This window comes from Longimicrobium sp. (assembly GCF_036387355.1).
GTDB lineage: Bacteria > Gemmatimonadota > Gemmatimonadetes > Longimicrobiales > Longimicrobiaceae > Longimicrobium.
This window is the reverse complement of sequence record NZ_DASVTX010000390.1, coordinates 1-16,228: the sequence shown is the minus strand read 5'-3', so window position 1 is coordinate 16,228 and position 16,228 is coordinate 1. Positions and strand designations below refer to the sequence as shown.

Sequence of the window (16,228 nt, the reverse complement as noted above, 5' to 3'; positions counted from 1 at the left end):
TCAGAGGAGCCCGGCGGCCCAGCCGCCCAGGTGCGTGACCAGGTACACGACGGCCGCCGCGCCCAGCACCCCCGCCATGGCGCTCCCGCCGATCAGCGCCGCCGACGGGCCGCGCGGCGCCTCCGCCGCCGCGGCGATGCGGCGCAGCAGGGTGACCGCGTCCGGCGACAGCCCGCCCCCGCCCTGGAACCCGTCCGCCTGCCCCGGCGCGCCGGACGAGGTGCGGGCGAGCGCCTGGAACTGCTCGCGCACCTCGGCGGCGGTGTCCGCCCACTGCCGCGCGGCGCGGGCGTCCACCTCTTCCACACGGCCCGCGGCGGCGCGGACGGCGGCTTCCACCTCGTGGATGGCGGGAACGGACCGCTGCACCGAGTCGGCGAGCGCCGCCATCCGCTCCTCCACGCGCACGGTTCCCTCCACCAGCGCCGTCATTCCCGCGGCGATGGTGTCGGCCGCCTTTTCCGACGCGCTCCCCGTGCGCAGGATGGAGTCGTACGCCCTGCCCAGCCCCTCGGCAGCGGCCTGCATCTGCCGCACGGCTTCGCGCGACTCGGCGGCGCGCTCCCCCACCCGGTCCACCAGGCCGGCGTACTGGCGGGTGTTGGCCTCCACCACGCCGGCCATGGCGACGACGCGCGACTGCAGTTCCTCCAGTGCCTGCGAGGTGCGCCGGTGCAGCGCCTCGTCCTGCTGGCGCATGAGGTCGGCAAGCTGGTCGTTCAGCGTGTCGAACCCGTCGCGGAACGACTGCGCCAGCCCCTGCAGCGACCCTTCGAGCCCCATGAACGACCCGCTCGCGTCGCGCACGGCGCTGGCCGCGCCGGACAGGGTGCTCACGGCGGCGATGAGCGGGTCCGCCGACTGGGCGCGCCGCATGTCGTAGATGTACTCCGCCGAGGCCAGCTCCAGCCGCTCCAGCAGGTGGCGGCGGCCCACGGAAAGCCCCTGCGCCATGAGCCCCACCGAGATGGCGCCCACCAGGGCCAGCGCGTTGCCGCCGAAGGCGTCGGCCACGGCGCGCAGCGGCTCCACCAGGCTGCCGGCGTGGGCGCCGCCCGTGCCCCCCGCGCCCGAGATGGCGTCGATCAGGCTGGGGAGCGCCGTCTTGACCCCGGCAAAGGTGCCCAGCACGGCCAGCAGCATGAGCAGCGAGGCGGCAAAGCGCGCCACGTGACCGTAGCGCATGGTGCGCGTTTCGGCGATGCCGCGAAGCTCGTCCACCGGCGTGTGCGTGCTGCCGCCGTCCAGCTGCGCCTGGTGCACCCGCCGCACGCGGTCGTCCACCAGCGTTTCCACGTGCGGCACCTCGCCGGGGCGCAGCGTGGCCTCGCCCCGGCGCAGCCGCGCCTCGCGCTCCGCCGGGTCCGCGAACACGAGCATGATGCCGGCGCGCTCGTGCGTGAGCACCCAGTCCACGTCGTTCTCTTCCCGGCCGATGGAACGCGCATCAACCCACACCGTCCACGCGGCGTACAGGGTGAGCCCCACCCCCGCGGCGATCAGGATGGTGATGACGGGGTTGGGGTGCGCCCCCAGCCCCACCAGCTCGCGCAGCGCCATCACCCGGTCGGCCCGGCCGGAAAGCAGGCCGGCGAGAAAGAGGATGGCGAACACCAGATAGAACGCCGCACCGGCCGCCAGGTAGCGCCGCGCGGGGACGTCGCCGCGCACGGGCGGGGTGATCATCCGCAGCCGCATCGGGGCCGCGGGCGGAGCGGGCGCCGGATCCACCTCCGCCGGCACCGGCTCCGCCGTGTCCGTCATCGTCATATCGACTCCGCCTGTCCCCTGCTCACCAGCTCGCCGCGGGCCGCCGCATCGTCCCAGCGCACCTCGGCGGGGCGGCGGGTGCGGTAGCAGGCGTACGCCTTTTCGCCATCCAGGTCAAAGAACGCCTGCCACTTGGGGAGGGCGAACTCGTTCAGCGCGGCGTCGGGGTTCAGGTAGACGCGCGCCCGCCCGCCGCCGTCCGCCACGGCGTAGGCGGCGGGCGGCAGCGAGCGGCTGGCCACCAGCACGCCGTCGCGGATTTCCACCGGCGTGTCGGCGGACCCGGGCGCCCACGCGGGCTCGGCGGACGAGGGGCGCAGGCTTTCGGCGCCGTAGCGGCCGGCCTCCTCCAGCCAGGCGGGCGCGGCGTTCCCGGCGGATGCGGACGAGGGAACCGTCCGCGCCTCCGCCGTCCATCCGCCGGACCACGGGGTGGAGCGGTCGCGGGAGATCTCGTCGATCTTTCCCTCCAGCCGGTCGATGTCCACCGACAGGGATGTGCGCATCGCCTGCATCTGCAGCGCCTGCTGCTCCGCCGCGCGGCGGACTTCCGCCAGCGCCTGGTTCAGCAGCCGGTAGTCCCCGTCCCGGTCCGCGGAGAGGGACGAGTGCCCCCCTTCATCTTCCCCGCGGCGCGGGCGCCGGCGGGGGACCACCCAGAGGGCGATCGCGCCGGCCAGGGCGGCCGCGATCCACGGCGCGTAGTCCATCACGCGGCTCATGGGCGGCTCCCGAACAGGTGGTCCACCATCCGCTCCAGCACCACCGTGGCTTCCAGGATGAACACCGAGCCGCGGTATCCGCCGGACTGGTTCACCACGTACTCCAGCTTCTGCGCGGTGGCGGAGCGCAGCCCGGCGCGGCCCAGCCCGGAAAACACGGTGCGGTAGCGGTCCGGCAGCCCCGCCCAGGTGCCGCCCTGCGGAATCAGCGACTCCGCCGCGCGCAGCAGCGAGGCGTGAAAGCGCTCCCCCTCCATTTCCCCGTCCAGCCAGCGCAGCGTGCCCAGCCGCTCGGGGCTGAACCTTTCCGCCATCCCCAGCCGTGAATCCGGCCCCAGCTCGCGCACTTCCCCCTCGTTGCGCAGCTGCACGGCAAGCCGTTCGCCCACCACGGGGCCGGACGCCACCGGGTCCAGCGACAGGGCGGCGTTCACCACGGGCGCCACCAGCCCGCGCGCCACCTCTTCCTTGGGCTTCTGCGTGACCTCGATGCGGATGGGCGGGCCCTCCGGCGCCCCCGCCGCGTCGCGCAGGATGGCGGACAGGGCGTGGCGGTACGCGTCGCCCGCCTGCCCCGGCTGCAGGTTGGTGAGCCAGTGCAGGTACTGGCTGCCGTTGCCGGCCAGCGTCACCGAGTCGGGCAGCCGCGGCCCCTCCGTGCCCGGCACCGGCGGGAGCGCGCGGAACGCCAGCCCCGTGTAGTGAAAGAGCGCGGCGAAGAAGTAGAAGACCATCGCCTGGAACGCGCGGAACTCCGGCGTGGCCCAGAAGCGCGACGCCTGGCCGGAGGCGAACCACGGGGTGCGCACCAGGTAGGTGAAGGCCAGGTGGATCTGCCGGTCCGCCAGGTACTTGTCCAGCACCGCGCGGTGCACGGGGGGCAGGTCGTTGCCGTGCGCCCAGCGGACAAACGCCTCCACGAACGGATTCGTAAGCTCGTCGCGCCCGGCGCCCTGCTGGCGCGGCCCCGTGAGGTTCTTGCCGCCCAGCAGCACCGAGTCCAGCAGCAGGGTGCGCCCGTCGCCGTACGCGGCCAGGTCCGTGGTGCCGCCGCCCACGTCCAGCACCACGCTCCCCGCGCCCAGCGTGCCCAGCCCCGCCGCGTTGAAGAAGTGGCGCAGCACGCTGCGGCTTTCGTCCAGCCCGCGCTGGATGGTCACCCCGCCCAGCCCCCGCGCGGCCAGCGTGGCGTGCACGTCGCGCCACTGCCCCTCCAGGCTGCGCACCTGGTCTTCGCTGAAGGAGCGCGGCCAGGAAAAGAAGACGGACACGTTCTCGGGCCGCACTCCCGCGCGCAGGGCCTCCGCCGCCACCGTGGCCACCACGTGGCGCAGAAAGGCGGCGGAGAGAAAGTACGCTTCGCGCTCGGGCGACCACTTCAGGTCGCCCGTCACCCGGTTGGTCTGCCCGTCGTTGCGCACCATTCCGCTGAAGGGAACGTTGACGCGCACCGCCGTGGGCTCGCGGGCCAGGTCCAGGTGCGGCAGCCCGGCCAGGTGCACCACCGCCGTGCCGAACGGCTCCGCCGCCACCGCGGGGGGAAAGAAGTAGCCGGCCAGGAACTCCCGCGTTTCCGCCCCCTCCTGCGTGAGCGCCAGCACCAGCCCGTCCGCGGAAAAGACGTCGGCGGCGGCGTCCTCGTTCTGCCGCACGCTCACGATGGTGTTGCTGGTGCCGAAGTCCACCCCCACGGCCCAGCGCGTCTCGTGCGGGTCGCGCGCGGCGGGCAGCAGGGGAAGCACCACGCCCAGCGGCTCCGCCCGGTCGCCGGAGCCGCGCGCCGTGCTGCGGAACTCCAGGATCTCGGGCACGGCGCCGAACGCGGCCGTGCGCACCAGCGGGGTGCGGCGCCCCTCGCCGGCGGCCGCCACCGGCTGCCCGCCGCGAAAGGCGCGCAGCTCCACGTTCTCGGCCACGAACTGCTCGCGGTCCGTGCGAAACACGGTGTACTCGCCCCAGGCGGGGTGCGCAAAGGCGGGCCACACCGTCAGTTCCGGCCCGTACTGCTTGAGCACGTGCGTGTCGGGGTACACGCGCCGCACCACCACCTCGCCGGGATCGTCGTCGCTCCCCACGGGAACGGTGAGCGCCACGGCCACGGAGCCGTTGCCGAGCACCTCGATGGTGAGCAGCCGGTCCACCTCGTCCGGCGCGAACCAGCGAAAGAACTCGCTGCGCAGCGGCAGCGCCAGGCGCGGCTGCGAAAAGCGCGGGTCGCCCTGCGCCTGCACGCGGTAGCCCGCCAGCCCGCGCACGGCCTCGCGGCGCAGCGGCTCGCCCAGCAGAAAGATCTGGTCGGTCAGCCAGTCGGTCTGCGGGTGCACCCAGGGGTGGTGCACGTCCACGCCGGGGAGCACGCCGCGGTCCAGCCGGGCCAGGTCGGCGGGGAGCTTCACCGGCTGCGCGCCCTCGTAGAACCGCCCGTCAAAGCTGGCCGGGTCCACCACGATGGGCGCGGGCCCCGCGCCGCCGCGGGTGCGCAGCCGCCACCGGCTCTCGTCCAGCTCGGTGCCGGTGCGGCTGAACAGCACCAGCCCGCCAAAGGTGCCCACCGGTTCCAGGTGCATGGCCGCGGCCGCCGTGCGCCAGCCGCCCGCGTCGGGCGAGGGGGAAAGCTGGTCGCGCACGCGGTCGCCCCGCCCCGCGCGGCACTCGCGCAGCTCGTCGCGCAGCCAGCGGGTCACGCAGGTCTGCACCGTGTTCCAGCTCACGTACTCGTCGCCCCCGCCGGGCGGCTCGCCTTCCAGCTGGGGAAGGAGCACCTGCGCCACGTAGCGCTGAAAGCGGAACGGGCGCCGGGCCAGCGGGCGGTGCTCCGCCCCGGAGGCGTAGCGAAAGAAGCCGCGCGTTTCCTCGCGGGTGGCGTCTTCCGCCGTGAACAGCACCGTCCAGGGCGATGAGGCCGCCACCGGCGCCCCGTTCACCAGCAGCAGCGAAACCACGGGCACGGCGCTGCGCGACGCGCCGCCCTCGGTGCGCCGGGGCGCCAGCTCCACCAGCGCGTCGGCGAAGTCCTCCACCCGCACGGAGCCGGTGTCGCGCGCCAGCGAGCGCAGCTCGTCCATGCGCACGCGCTCGTGCGTGACGTGCGCGCCGCGCGCGGCCCCCTGCGACCACACGAACTCCAATGTGTCCAGCCACTCGTTCTGCACCAGCCGGTGGGCGGGGTGCTGCGGGTCTTCCAGCGCGTTGCGGAACAGGTGCAGCCGCGCCCAGGGGCTGGGGATGGACTGAATGCGGGTGCGCAGCTCGGTGGCGTTCTCGTCCGGAAGCTCCAGCTTGGACAGTTCCACCGGGTTCTGCAGCGGGGTCCAGCGCCCCGGCGGCAGCGCCTCGATGTTGGCCGGGTTGGGCTTCTGGCGAAAGCGCGGAAGCAGGTTGCGGCTCATGCGGCCCCCTTGAGCGTGACGTTTTCGGCGAACGCGGCGCGGGCGTAGCGCTCGCTCCCTTCGCGCATCACCTCCATGAATCCCGGAAACCCGCGGCCGCGGTGGGCGTAGGCCGCCTCGTTCCAGTAGCGAAAGACCACCGGGGCGGTGTGGCGCGCCCGCCGCTCGCGCCCGGCGGCGGCGCGTCCCTCGATCAGCTCGTCCGGCCGCACCTCCGTGGGGCGGCCGTTGCTGGCGGGCACCAGCGCCAGCGCGGGGGTGGACCGGCGCAGCTCCGCCAGCCACGCCCACGCCGAGCCGAACACGCGGGCCATGCCGTCCAGCGCCCGGGTGCGCGCGGCCAGCTCTTCCGGCGTGAGCTTGAGCAGCCCCGCCCACGTCACCCCGCGCAGCACGCCGGACAGGTCCGGATGGGCGCGCCCGTCGGGGCGGAACGCGGTCAGAAAGGTGTGCGCCGCCACCATGCCGCCCACCAGACGCCCGCGCGACGCCTCGTCCAGCGGAAGGTCGGCCCATCCCGGGTCGCGCCCGTCCACCGCGGTGGCGCGCACCACGGGAAGGCGGGCGGACGGCTCCTCGCCGCCGCGCGCGGTGAAGTCCAGCGCGGCCAGCGCGCCGAACAGCTCCACGTAGTGCGCGTCGTTGGCCTGCTTTTCCCCGCCCACCTCGTTGCGCAGCTGCTCGCGCGGCACCGAGTCGCCCACCATGTACAGGGCGCCGTATCCGGTGCTGGTGGTCAGGTAGGTGGGGAGCGCGCCCGCCGCGTTCTGGGCGAACAGCACCGTTTCCGGCCGGGGCCCGCCGTCCGGCGCGTCGCGGGTTTCCGGCGCGGGAAGGGTGAAGTACGGCAGATACAGGGCGCCGCCGATGCGCTGCGGCGGCACGCCGGCGATGTCGGTTCCCCCGTCGCGCGCCTTGATGCCGTCCGCCAGCGCCCGCCCGATGACGGGAAAGGCGGCCGAGCCCGTTCCGCCGAAGATGCTGCCCACGGCAAAGAAGACCCCGTCGGCCTCGGCCTGGCTCTGCGACAGCATCTGCGCAAAGAAGCTCTCGTCGCGCAGCCGGTTCATGAACACCGTGCCGATGGAGGGAACGCCGCGAAAGCCCATCGTCAGGTCCATGCCTCGGATGCGCTCCGGGTTCAGCAGGTCGAACAGGTGGCCCAGCGCGGCGCCCCGGCCGCGCATGAGGGTGCGGTCCACGCGCGTGCTGAAGCGGGCGTCGGCCAGCCCCTCGTCGTCGGTGATGGGCGACCACACGAGCGAGCTTCCCGCGCCGTCAATGACCTCCGTGCGAAAGTACACGTCGGCCGCGCCCTGTTCGGCCAGCGCGCGCCGGGTTTCGCGATACGTCTCGATCAGCTCGCGCGACCGCTTGACCGCCGCGTTGCTCTGGTCGGGGTCAATGAGCACCAGCCGCAGCCGCCGCGGCCCCAGCCCGAACGCGCACAGGTACAGCAGCGGCTCAATGCTGCGCACGCCGCTTCCGCCCAGCGCCAGAAAGGTGAGCGTGCGCTGCTGGATTCCGGAGGTTACCAGGTCCGTCCCCATGGTCAGGCTCCAAACGGGTTCACGCGGGGCCACGGGCACCCCCGGTTGTGGAACAGTCCGCCCGAGGCGGGATGCCATCCGGCGGCGCGGGTGAGCAGGAGAGAAAAAGCGGCGAACGCCAGCCCCGTCCACACCATCCCCGCCGCCGCGCGGTTCAGCGCCAGGGCGAGGGGAAAGGTGGCGGCGAAGGCGTCCGCGTTGGTGTCGCAGGTTCCCGCCAGCGCGTGCTGGGGCACCACCACGTACAGCATCAGCAGGGGCACCAGCGCTCCCGCCACCGCGGTGCCCGCCAGCCACGACCACCAGCGGCGCACGAAGGCGCGGCTCAGGCTTTCGCGGTCCAGCAGGTAGCAGGCGAGCACGGCGGCCAGCGCCACCAGCACCGAGGCGGCGACCGCCCACTGGTACGCGGCTGCCACGGCGGACGGGTCAAAGACGCCGTACGGATCCGGCGCTTCGCCGGGCGCCGGGAGCGGGCACGCCAGCAGGACGTCGGCGGGCGGGACGGCCCACAGGTAGACCACGTATTGCCACATGGGATCGGTCTCGGGAGGTGAGGGGGGAGGGATCAGTTGACGACCGCGTAGGCCCGCACGGCGGCGGGGGCAGCCAGGGGATCGGTGGCGCGAAAGCTCTCGAACAGGCGGCCCAGGCCGTAGGTGCGCCGGGCGTCCGTGGCGCTTTCCGCGTCGAACGCCTCCAGCCACGACGGCTCGCCCGCGGGGTGCAGCTGCAGCCGGTACAGCGAGCGCTGCGTGCCGGCCCCGCGGGAAAGGAACTCGTACGAGAACGCATCCCGCCCGGGCCGCATCAGCGCGCCGGAGACGGCCGACGGGCGCCACTGCGGCCGTGGATCGTCCGACAGCGCGCGCACGGCGATGGCGGCAATCATCCGCCGCCCGCGCAGGGCCTTGAGCGCCGCGCGGCCCAGCGGCGAGACGGTGTCGCGCAGCACCAGCGACGCGGCGAGCGGTTCGTTGGTGCTGGCCGTGCCCCGCACGCGCGCGACGGGCATGCTGTCCGCGGACGTCACCCACGCGGGCTCCATCGACAGGCCGGGCCTGCTGGCGGCGGCGAAGCGGACGGCGCCGCCGGGCAGGGCGGGAAGCGGCGCGGCGTAGAGATTCTGGAACACGGCGCCGAGCGCCGCCGCCACCCGTCCCTGGTCGCCCGGCGCCACGAAGGCAAAGGCGTACAGCGGGCAGGTCTGCCGCTCCTCGCCGGCGGCGTCGCGGCAGCCGGACGGGTCCGTCTTCACCGGGCGGAACGGCGCGGCGGACGAGGCGACCATCAGCGTGCCACCGCTCGCGATCCACCCTTCTGCCAGGCGGCGCATCGCCACGTACTGCCCGTTGGCCGCGTCGGGGCTGCCGCGCCGCCCGTCGCCCACGATGACGTGCGTGGACGCGAGCGCCGAGTCGTTGCGGATGAGCGCGAACACGTCTTCCATCTGCGTGTTGCCGTCCGCGTAGAACTCGCGGCTCCCCAGCACGCCCAGCCCCTGCCCCGCCTCGCGCACCCCGTTGCCGAAGCCGAACACGCGCGACGGGTGCAGCCGCGCGTCAAAGCCGTCCAGCACCGAGCGGTAGTCCGTGTCCACGCGGGTGGGGTAGTCGGGGTCCAGAAAGCCGCGCATGCTTTCGCTGCGGTCCACGTACAGCAGCACCGGCCGCCCCGCCTCCGCCGCGGGCCACGCCGGCGCCGAGCCCGCCACGGCGAGCTTCTGCGCACGCGCGAGATCCACCGGTTCGTTGTCCGCCGTCCGGCCGCACGCGGCGGTGGTGCAGAGCAGGAGGAGGCAGGGTGCCCCACGGATGGAACGACGCATTGGAAAGCCACGGCTGCGGGTGAGACGGCCAGGGAAGCAGGGGACGGGCGTCATCCATCACCCGTCTGCATGAGTCAGTCGGCCCCGCCGCTCCGAATTCCCATCCGGACGAAAAAAAGGACGGCCCCGCCAAGCGGTGCCGTCCTCGCAATCCATCCACCCTGCTGTTCCGCCCCCGCCCCGCTCTCCGTCCGCAGCCCCCTCCCGCGGTTCCCCCGCGCTCCTCCGCGGTTCTTTCGCAGTGCTACGCACTTCCCCCGCACCCTCCGCCCCGACCTGCCGTTGCGGTTCAGGAAGCCGCGGCCACCCCGGGCACCGGGTGCGCGAGAAACGCGTCCATCTCCTCCGCGCACATGGGCCGCGCGATCAGGTACCCCTGCACCGCGTCGCACCCCTGCTCGCGCAGAAACGCGAGCTGGCCCGCGGTCTCCACTCCTTCGCCCACCACCATCAACCCCAGCCGGTGCGCCATGGCCACGATGGCGGCCACGATCTCGGCGTCGCCGCCGCCGTCCTCCACCTGCGCCACGAAGCCCCGGTCCACTTTGAGTGTGTCGATGGGAAAGCGGCGCAGGTACTCGAACGACGAGTACCCCGTGCCGAAGTCGTCGATGGAGATGCGCACCCCGGCGTCGTTGAGCACGCGCAGCACGGCCTCGGTGGCGGCCACGTCCTGCATCGCCATGCTTTCCGTAATCTCCAGCTCCAGCATCTCCGCCGGCAGCCCCGCGTCCGCAAGGGCCGCGGACACGGTGGCGGGCAGGTCCGGCTCCAGGAACTGCCGCGCGCTCAAATTCACCATCAGCCGCGGCGCGGCCGCACCCATGGCCGCCCTCCAGCGCGCCGCCTGCACGCACGCCGTCCGCAGCACCCACGCGCCGATGGGGACGATGAGCCCCGCCGCCTCGGCCACGGCCAGGAACTCGGCGGGTGCCAGCACCCCGCGCTCCGGGTGGCGCCAGCGCAGCAGCGCCTCCACCCCCCACACGCGCCCCGTGGCCGCCTCCACCACCGGCTGAAAGGCCAGCACCAGCTGGTCCTCGGCCAGGGCGCGGCGCAGCTCCGTTTCCGTCCGCAGCCGCTCGCGCGCCTGCCGCTGCATTTCCGGCGTGTAGAAGGCCACGGCGCTGCGCTCCGCCTTGGCGCGGTACATGGCCAGGTCCGCCTGCCGCAGCAGCGCGTCGGCGTCCATCCCGTCCGCCGGCCCCACGCTGATCCCCGCCGAGGCGGTGACGAACAGCTCGTGCCCGCCGATCAGAAAGGGCGCCCGCAACGCGTCCAGCGCCTCGCGCACGGCCGCGCCGGACTCCGCCCCGTCCGCCACGCCGGGCAGAACGAGGACGAACTCGTCGCCCCCCATCCGCGACACCGTGGCCCGTTCCGGCACGGCGGACCGGAGGCGCGCCCCCGTCTGCCGCAGCAGGTCGTCGCCCGCGGCGTGGCCCAGCGAGTCGTTGATGACCTTGAAGCGGTCCAGGTCTACGAACGCCACCCCCACGCTTCCCCCGCCGCTCCCCGCGGCATGCAGCGACGCGCCCAGCCGCTCGCGCAGCAGGCGGCGGTTGGGCAGGCCGGTGAGCGGATCGTGAAAGGCCAGCCGCTCCGCGTCCGCGGCGCTGCGCAGGGCCCCGGCGCGCTGCTGCTCCAGCAGCACCATCACCATCCCCAGCCCGATGACCCACTGCAGCAGAAAGTCCACCGTGCCCAGCAGCCCGGCCCACGGCACCTGCCCGGCGCCCGCCAGCCCGGCCAGCGCCAGCCCCGCGTACACCGCCTGCTGCCCGGCAAACAGGACGAACCCCGTGGCCGCCATCCGCCGCCCGGCCCGCCGCTCGCCCCCCTCCGAGGGCCAGGTGAGCCGCGCGGACGCCAGCAGCGCGCACAGCAGCACGACGGAGCGTACCCCCACCCGCATGAAGTGCCGCTCGGAGAACGCCTCCCGCGGCGTCACCCAGGCCAGGGTGCACACCAGCGCCGCCGCCAGCGCCACGGGAACGATGGCGCGCAGCCAGCGGGGCGGCAGCGTGCGGCCGCGGTTCACCTCCCAGCTCCCCGCCAGCAGCCACCCCACCTGCAGGTACGCCCCCGCCAGGCTGGTCATCGTCAGCGCCAGGCGGACAGGGTGTGTGGCGGAAAAGGTGCGCAGCGTGGCGAGGGCCGCGGCGCTGGCCGCCAGGTACAGCATCAGCGCCAGCCACGACCAGGCCCAGTGGCGGGTGCCGTCGTGCTCGTCGTGGCGGTGAAAGCCCAGCAGGAGCAGCCCCAGCACCAGGGCGCCGAGGGCCTGGGCCAGGTTGCCGACGATGACGAAGAGCGTGATGTCGGGCATGGCGGGGTGGGCGGGAGCCCGGGGGAGGGGAGAACGGGTGCGCCCCGGCGTCCGTCGGTGCGGACGCCGGGGCGCTCGTGGATCAGGAGCCGGGGTGGGCCGCCGCGGTGGCCAGCTCGCGAAGCTGGTGCACCACCAGGCCGTACGCCGCCAGCGGGCACCCGCCGCCGCGCACCTCCGCCAGCAGCTCCCGCAGCGAGCGCGCTGCCCGCGGGTGCGCGGCCTCCACCGCGTTCAGCGCCGGGGCCGTCTGCCCGTCCGCGCCGCGCGCCAGCACCGCCTGCACCAGGTCGCGCTGGGCGCGCTGCACGTCGTCCGTGAGCGCCTGGGCAAAGCGCCGCTCCCACGGGTCGCGCCCGGCCGCCTCGCGCACCAGCTCGCGCAGCCGCGCCGTGGCGAACCGCTCGCTGACGGCGTAGAAGGCCGTGGCCGACCGCAGCTCATCCGTCCCCGCGCGCCGCGACACCTCCACGATCTCCAGCAGCTGGGGGAGGAAGCGCAGGGTGATGAGGCGCTCGGCCAGAGTGCGGTTCACCCCCATGTCCTGCAGCTCGCCCAGCCGCTTCAGGAACAGGGTGCGGTCTTCGCCGCTCACCACGCGGGCAAAGCTGCCGCGCAGCACCGACAGCCCGCCGCGCGCGTCCGTGATCAGCTGGTCCGTGGCGGCGCCGGGGCCCACGTTGGCCAGAATCCACAGCGTGGTGCTTTCCAGCACCCGCGCCAGCCCCATCAGCCAGCGGTAGATGGTTTCCGACGGATAGGTGCCCTCCACCGCCGCCAGGTCCGCGCGGATCTCGGGCGTGCCGGAAACGCGGCTGGCCACCACCCAGGCCCGCACGATGTCGGGAACGCCGTACCCCGTGTCGCGCATGGCCCGGTGCAGAAAGGCGGAGCCCATCAGGTCCACCAGGTCGTTCACCAGCTGGGTGGTGATGATCTCGCGGCGCAGGCGGTGGGCGCGCAGCCGCTCCGGCCCGGCCACCTGCACCGCCTGCGGCGGAAAGTAGTTGACCAGGTACGACTCCATCGCCGCGTCGTCGGGCACGTCGCTTTCCAGCAGCTGCGCCTTGGCGAACATCTTGGCGTGGGCCAGCAGCACGGCCAGCGTGGGGCGCGAAAGGCCGGCCCCGTCCGCGCGGCGCTCGGCGAGCGTCTCCGCCGTGGGCACCCCCTCGGCGTCGCGGTTCAGCAGGCGGTCGCGCTCCAGGGTGGTGATCAGGGTGGCGTAGTCGTCCAGCCCTTCGCGGCTGCGGCGCTCGTCCAGCGACACCGCGAGCGACTGGCTCACGTTGTCGTGCAGCACCAGCGTGCTCACCTCGTCGGTCATGCCGCGCAGCACCTCGTTGCGCTGCTCCTGGTTCAGCGTGCCGTCCGTGACCACCGCGTTCAGCAGGATCTTGAGGTTCACCTCGTGATCCGACATGTCCACGCCGGCGGAGTTGTCCAGCGCGTCGGTGTTGATGCGGCCGCCCGCCCGGTCGAACGCCACGCGCGCCCGCTGCGTAAAGCCCAGGTTGCCGCCCTCGCCGATCACCTTGCAGCGCAGTTCACCGGCGTTCACCCGCACCGGATCGTTGGTGGGGTCGCCCACGTCGGCGTGCGTCTCGTCCGCGTCCTTTACGTACGTGCCGATGCCGCCGTTCCACAGCAGCTCCACCGGCGCGGTCAGCACGGCGCGGATCAGCGACTCGCCGTCCAGCGTCGTCACCTCCTCGCCCAGCCCCAGCGCGCGGCGCGCCTCGGGGGTGATTCCCACCTCCTTGGTGCCGCGGGGAACCAGGATGGCGCCGGGGGAAAGCAGGGAGCGGTCGTAGTCGTCCCAGCTGCTCCGCGGAAGGTCGAACATGCGCCGGCGCTCGGCGAAGCTGGCCGCCGGGTCCGGGTCCGGATCAATGAAGATGTGCCGGTGGTCGAATGCGGCGATCAGCCGGATCTGCTCGGAAAGGAGCATTCCGTTGCCGAACACGTCGCCGCTCATGTCGCCCACCCCCGCGACGGTGAAGGGCTCCTTCTGAATGTCCTTGCCCATCTCGCGGAAGTGGCGCTTGACGCACTCCCAGCCGCCGCGCGCCGTGATCCCCTCGCGCTTGTGGTCGTAGCCGTTGCTGCCGCCGCTGGCGAATGCGTCGCCCAGCCAGAAGCCGTACTCCGCCGCCACCCCGTTGGCCACGTCGGACAGGTGCGCCGTTCCCTTGTCCGCCGCCACCACCAGGTACGGGTCGTCGCCGTCGTGCCGCACCACGTCCGGCGGCGGCACCACCTTGCCGTCCACCAAGTTGTCGGTGATGTCCAGCATGCCGCGCATGAGGGTGCGGTACTGGTCCGCCGCCTCCGCCGCCATCCGCTCGCGGTCCGCGAACGTCTTGCGGGTAATGAAGCCGCCCTTGCTGCCGTTGGGGACGATGACCGCGTTCTTGATCATCTGCGTGGTCACCAGCCCCAGGATCTCCTTGCGGAAGTCGTCGGGGCGGTCGCTCCAGCGGATTCCGCCGCGCGACACGGGGGCGCCGCGCAGGTGCACGCCGTCCATGCGCGCGCTGTGCACGTAGATTTCGTACAGCAGCCGCGTGCGCTTGAGCTCGTCCACGTCCGCCGAGCGGATCTTGAAGGAGATGTAGGGAACGCCGCCACTGCGGGCCACGGGGTCCGCCCCGCCGCCGCGGTAGTAGTTGGTGCGCACGGTGCCGCTGATGAGCGCCAGCAGGCGGCGCAGGGCGCGGTCGTCGGCCAGCGAGCTCACCTTTTCCAGCTCCGCGGCCAACGCGGCGCGCACCGGGGCCTCGTCACCCCCGGGGGCGCGGAAGCGCGCGGCGAACAGCTCCACCAGCCCGCGAGCCACGGCGGGGTACGCCGCCAGCGCGCGGCTCACGGCAATGCGCGAGGGAATGGCGCCCACCTGAAAGGCGTACTCGGCGTAGCCGCGCAGCAGGTCCGCCTCACGCCAGCGCAGCCCGGCCGCCAGCACCAGCCCGTTGAACGGGTCTTCCACCGCGTCGCCGGCGCGCACGGCCAGCAGCGCCTCGGCCACGATGGGCGCCAGCGCGTCGGGGATGGGCGTGCCTTCGCGCGTCTGCACCGCGAAGGAGTAGATCATGACCTCGGGCACCTCGGCGCCGCGCACGGCAAAGGTGTCCACCTCGACCACGCGGATGCGGGCGTCTTCCAGAATCGGCATGAAGTCCGACAGGATCAGCCGCTCCCCCGCCAGGTACAGCTTGAGCACCGAGCTGCCCTGCGGCGCCGCCTCGCCGGGCAGCGGCTGGCGCAGGTGCAGCGCCACCGCCTGCCCGCGGGCGCGCATGGCCTCCACGTGCAGCACGTCGTGCATGGCGGCGGAGGGCGCGTTGGCCGCGCGGTACTCCGCGCTGAACGCCGCCCCGTAGGCGCGCCCCAGCCGCCCCGCCTCGCCCGGCTCCACCGCGTCGCGCAGCGCCTCTTCCAGCCGGTCGCCCCACGAGCGCAGCAGAATGCCGATCTCGCGCTCCAGCGTGCGCGCGTCCGGCAGCGGCTGCCCGCCGGGGGTGGCGATGTAGAAGTGCAGCCGCGCCTGGTCGCCGGCCGCCATCGCCAGGTAGTAGTTGACGACGGTGCCGCCCAGCCGCTCGGCCAGGCGGTCGCCGATGGACTGGCGCACCTCCGCGCTGAACTTGCCGCGGGGGAGGATGACCATCACCGCCGCCTCGTCGCGCAGTTCGTCGGCGCGCACCACGACGCGCACCTCTTCGGTGAACAGCGAGCCCAGGGCGGCCTGCACCTGCGCCTGCAGCTGCTCCACGGAGGCCTCGAAGAGCTCGTCCTTGGGCATCGTGTTGACGATGCTGACGATCTCCTTGTAGTCGTGCCCGCCGGGAAGGGAGCCGGATTCGCGCAGCACGCGCTCCAGCTTGCCGCGCAGCAGCGGAATCTCGCCGGTGGACGCGCCGTACGCCTGCGAGGTGAACAGGCCCAGAAAGCGGCGCTCGCCGGTAATGCGGCCGGCGCCGTCCAGCGTCTTGACGCCCACGTAGTCCATCCGCGCGCGGCGGTGCACCGTGGACTCCGCGTTGGCCTTGCTGACGATGAGCACGGGGCCGCCCGTGACCCGCGCCCGCAGCTCCGGCGGCAGCTGCCCCACGGGGATGGGGGTGTGGTAGCTGCTCTGCTCCGGGTTGCGCAGAATGCCCAGCCCCGTATCGCCCCGGATGCCGAGCACGGCCGCGTCGCCGTCGCCCGACATCACGTACTCGCGAAAGCCCAGGAACACGAAGTTGCCGTCGCCCAGCCAGCGCAGAAACTCCGCCTGCTCGCCGAACTCCTCGGCGCGGTCCGGGAACGCCGACGAGTAGCTCGCCACGAGCGAAGCCGTATCCTCCAGCGCCTCCACCATGCGGGGAAAGTCGCTGGTGGCCTCCACCACGTCGGCCAGCCGGTCGCGGATGGCGGCGCGGATGGCGTCGCGGCGCGCGGCGTCGGGCACGCGCCCCACCTCGCAGTGCGAAAGCGCCTCCAGCGTGCCGCCCTGCTCCGGCCCCTCCAGCGCCACGATCTCCCCCGCGGCGTTGCGGCGCACGGGAATGACCGGGTACACGTAGTGCTGAATGGTGAGCCCCTGGCCCGCCAGGTACTCGCGCACCGTGTCGACGATGAAGGGGCGGTCGCCC

8 protein-coding genes are annotated in these 16,228 nt (G+C 73.6%); all 8 read right to left on the bottom strand.

Annotated elements, in window-relative coordinates:
• Positions 1–1,770 (bottom strand): hypothetical protein, encoded by a 1,770-nt coding sequence (locus VF665_RS16970; RefSeq protein ID WP_331054634.1) that lies wholly within the window; start codon positions 1,768–1,770, stop codon positions 1–3.
• On the bottom strand, positions 1,767–2,492 hold the full coding sequence (locus tag VF665_RS16965; RefSeq protein WP_331054633.1) for a hypothetical protein: 726 nt from the start codon (positions 2,490–2,492) through the stop codon (positions 1,767–1,769). The genes VF665_RS16970 and VF665_RS16965 overlap by 4 nt, the downstream gene beginning before the upstream one ends.
• Positions 2,489–5,881 carry a hypothetical protein gene (locus VF665_RS16960; RefSeq protein WP_331054632.1) on the bottom strand — a complete coding sequence of 1,131 codons (3,393 nt, stop codon included), beginning with the start codon at positions 5,879–5,881 and terminating at the stop codon, positions 2,489–2,491. Before VF665_RS16960 ends, VF665_RS16965 begins: the two co-directional genes overlap by 4 nt.
• Entirely contained in the window at positions 5,878–7,431 is a 1,554-nt protein-coding gene (locus VF665_RS16955) for a hypothetical protein (protein ID WP_331054631.1), read from the bottom strand. Before VF665_RS16955 ends, VF665_RS16960 begins: the two co-directional genes overlap by 4 nt.
• 2 nt (positions 7,432–7,433) lie before the next feature.
• The gene (locus VF665_RS16950) at positions 7,434–7,967 is read right to left on the bottom strand and encodes a hypothetical protein (RefSeq protein WP_331054630.1); all 534 of its coding nucleotides are present in this window, start codon (positions 7,965–7,967) and stop codon (positions 7,434–7,436) included.
• Positions 7,968–7,999: 32 nt separating this feature from the next.
• Complete coding sequence (locus VF665_RS16945; RefSeq protein ID WP_331054629.1) at positions 8,000–9,175, bottom strand: hypothetical protein; 1,176 nt, start codon at positions 9,173–9,175, stop codon at positions 8,000–8,002.
• Positions 9,176–9,548: 373 nt separating this feature from the next.
• Positions 9,549–11,588, bottom strand: coding sequence for a putative bifunctional diguanylate cyclase/phosphodiesterase (locus VF665_RS16940; protein ID WP_331054628.1), 2,040 nt, complete (start codon positions 11,586–11,588; stop codon positions 9,549–9,551).
• A gap of 82 nt (positions 11,589–11,670) precedes the next feature.
• Positions 11,671–16,228, bottom strand: a 4,558-nt coding sequence (locus VF665_RS16935; protein WP_331054627.1) for an NAD-glutamate dehydrogenase, incomplete at its 5' end; no start/stop codon positions are given.

Bases quoted from the DNA above. Each gene is read 5' to 3' on its own strand.
- VF665_RS16950 (WP_331054630.1), bottom strand. From the start codon at position 7,967: ATGTGGCAATACGTGGTCTACCTGTGGGCCGTCCCGCCCGCCGACGTC.
- VF665_RS16960 (WP_331054632.1), bottom strand. From the start codon at position 5,881: ATGAGCCGCAACCTGCTTCCGCGCTTTCGCCAGAAGCCCAACCCGGCC.
- VF665_RS16955 (WP_331054631.1), bottom strand. From the start codon at position 7,431: ATGGGGACGGACCTGGTAACCTCCGGAATCCAGCAGCGCACGCTCACC.
- VF665_RS16970 (WP_331054634.1), bottom strand. From the start codon at position 1,770: ATGACGATGACGGACACGGCGGAGCCGGTGCCGGCGGAGGTGGATCCG.
- VF665_RS16940 (WP_331054628.1), bottom strand. From the start codon at position 11,588: ATGCCCGACATCACGCTCTTCGTCATCGTCGGCAACCTGGCCCAGGCC.
- VF665_RS16965 (WP_331054633.1), bottom strand. From the start codon at position 2,492: ATGAGCCGCGTGATGGACTACGCGCCGTGGATCGCGGCCGCCCTGGCC.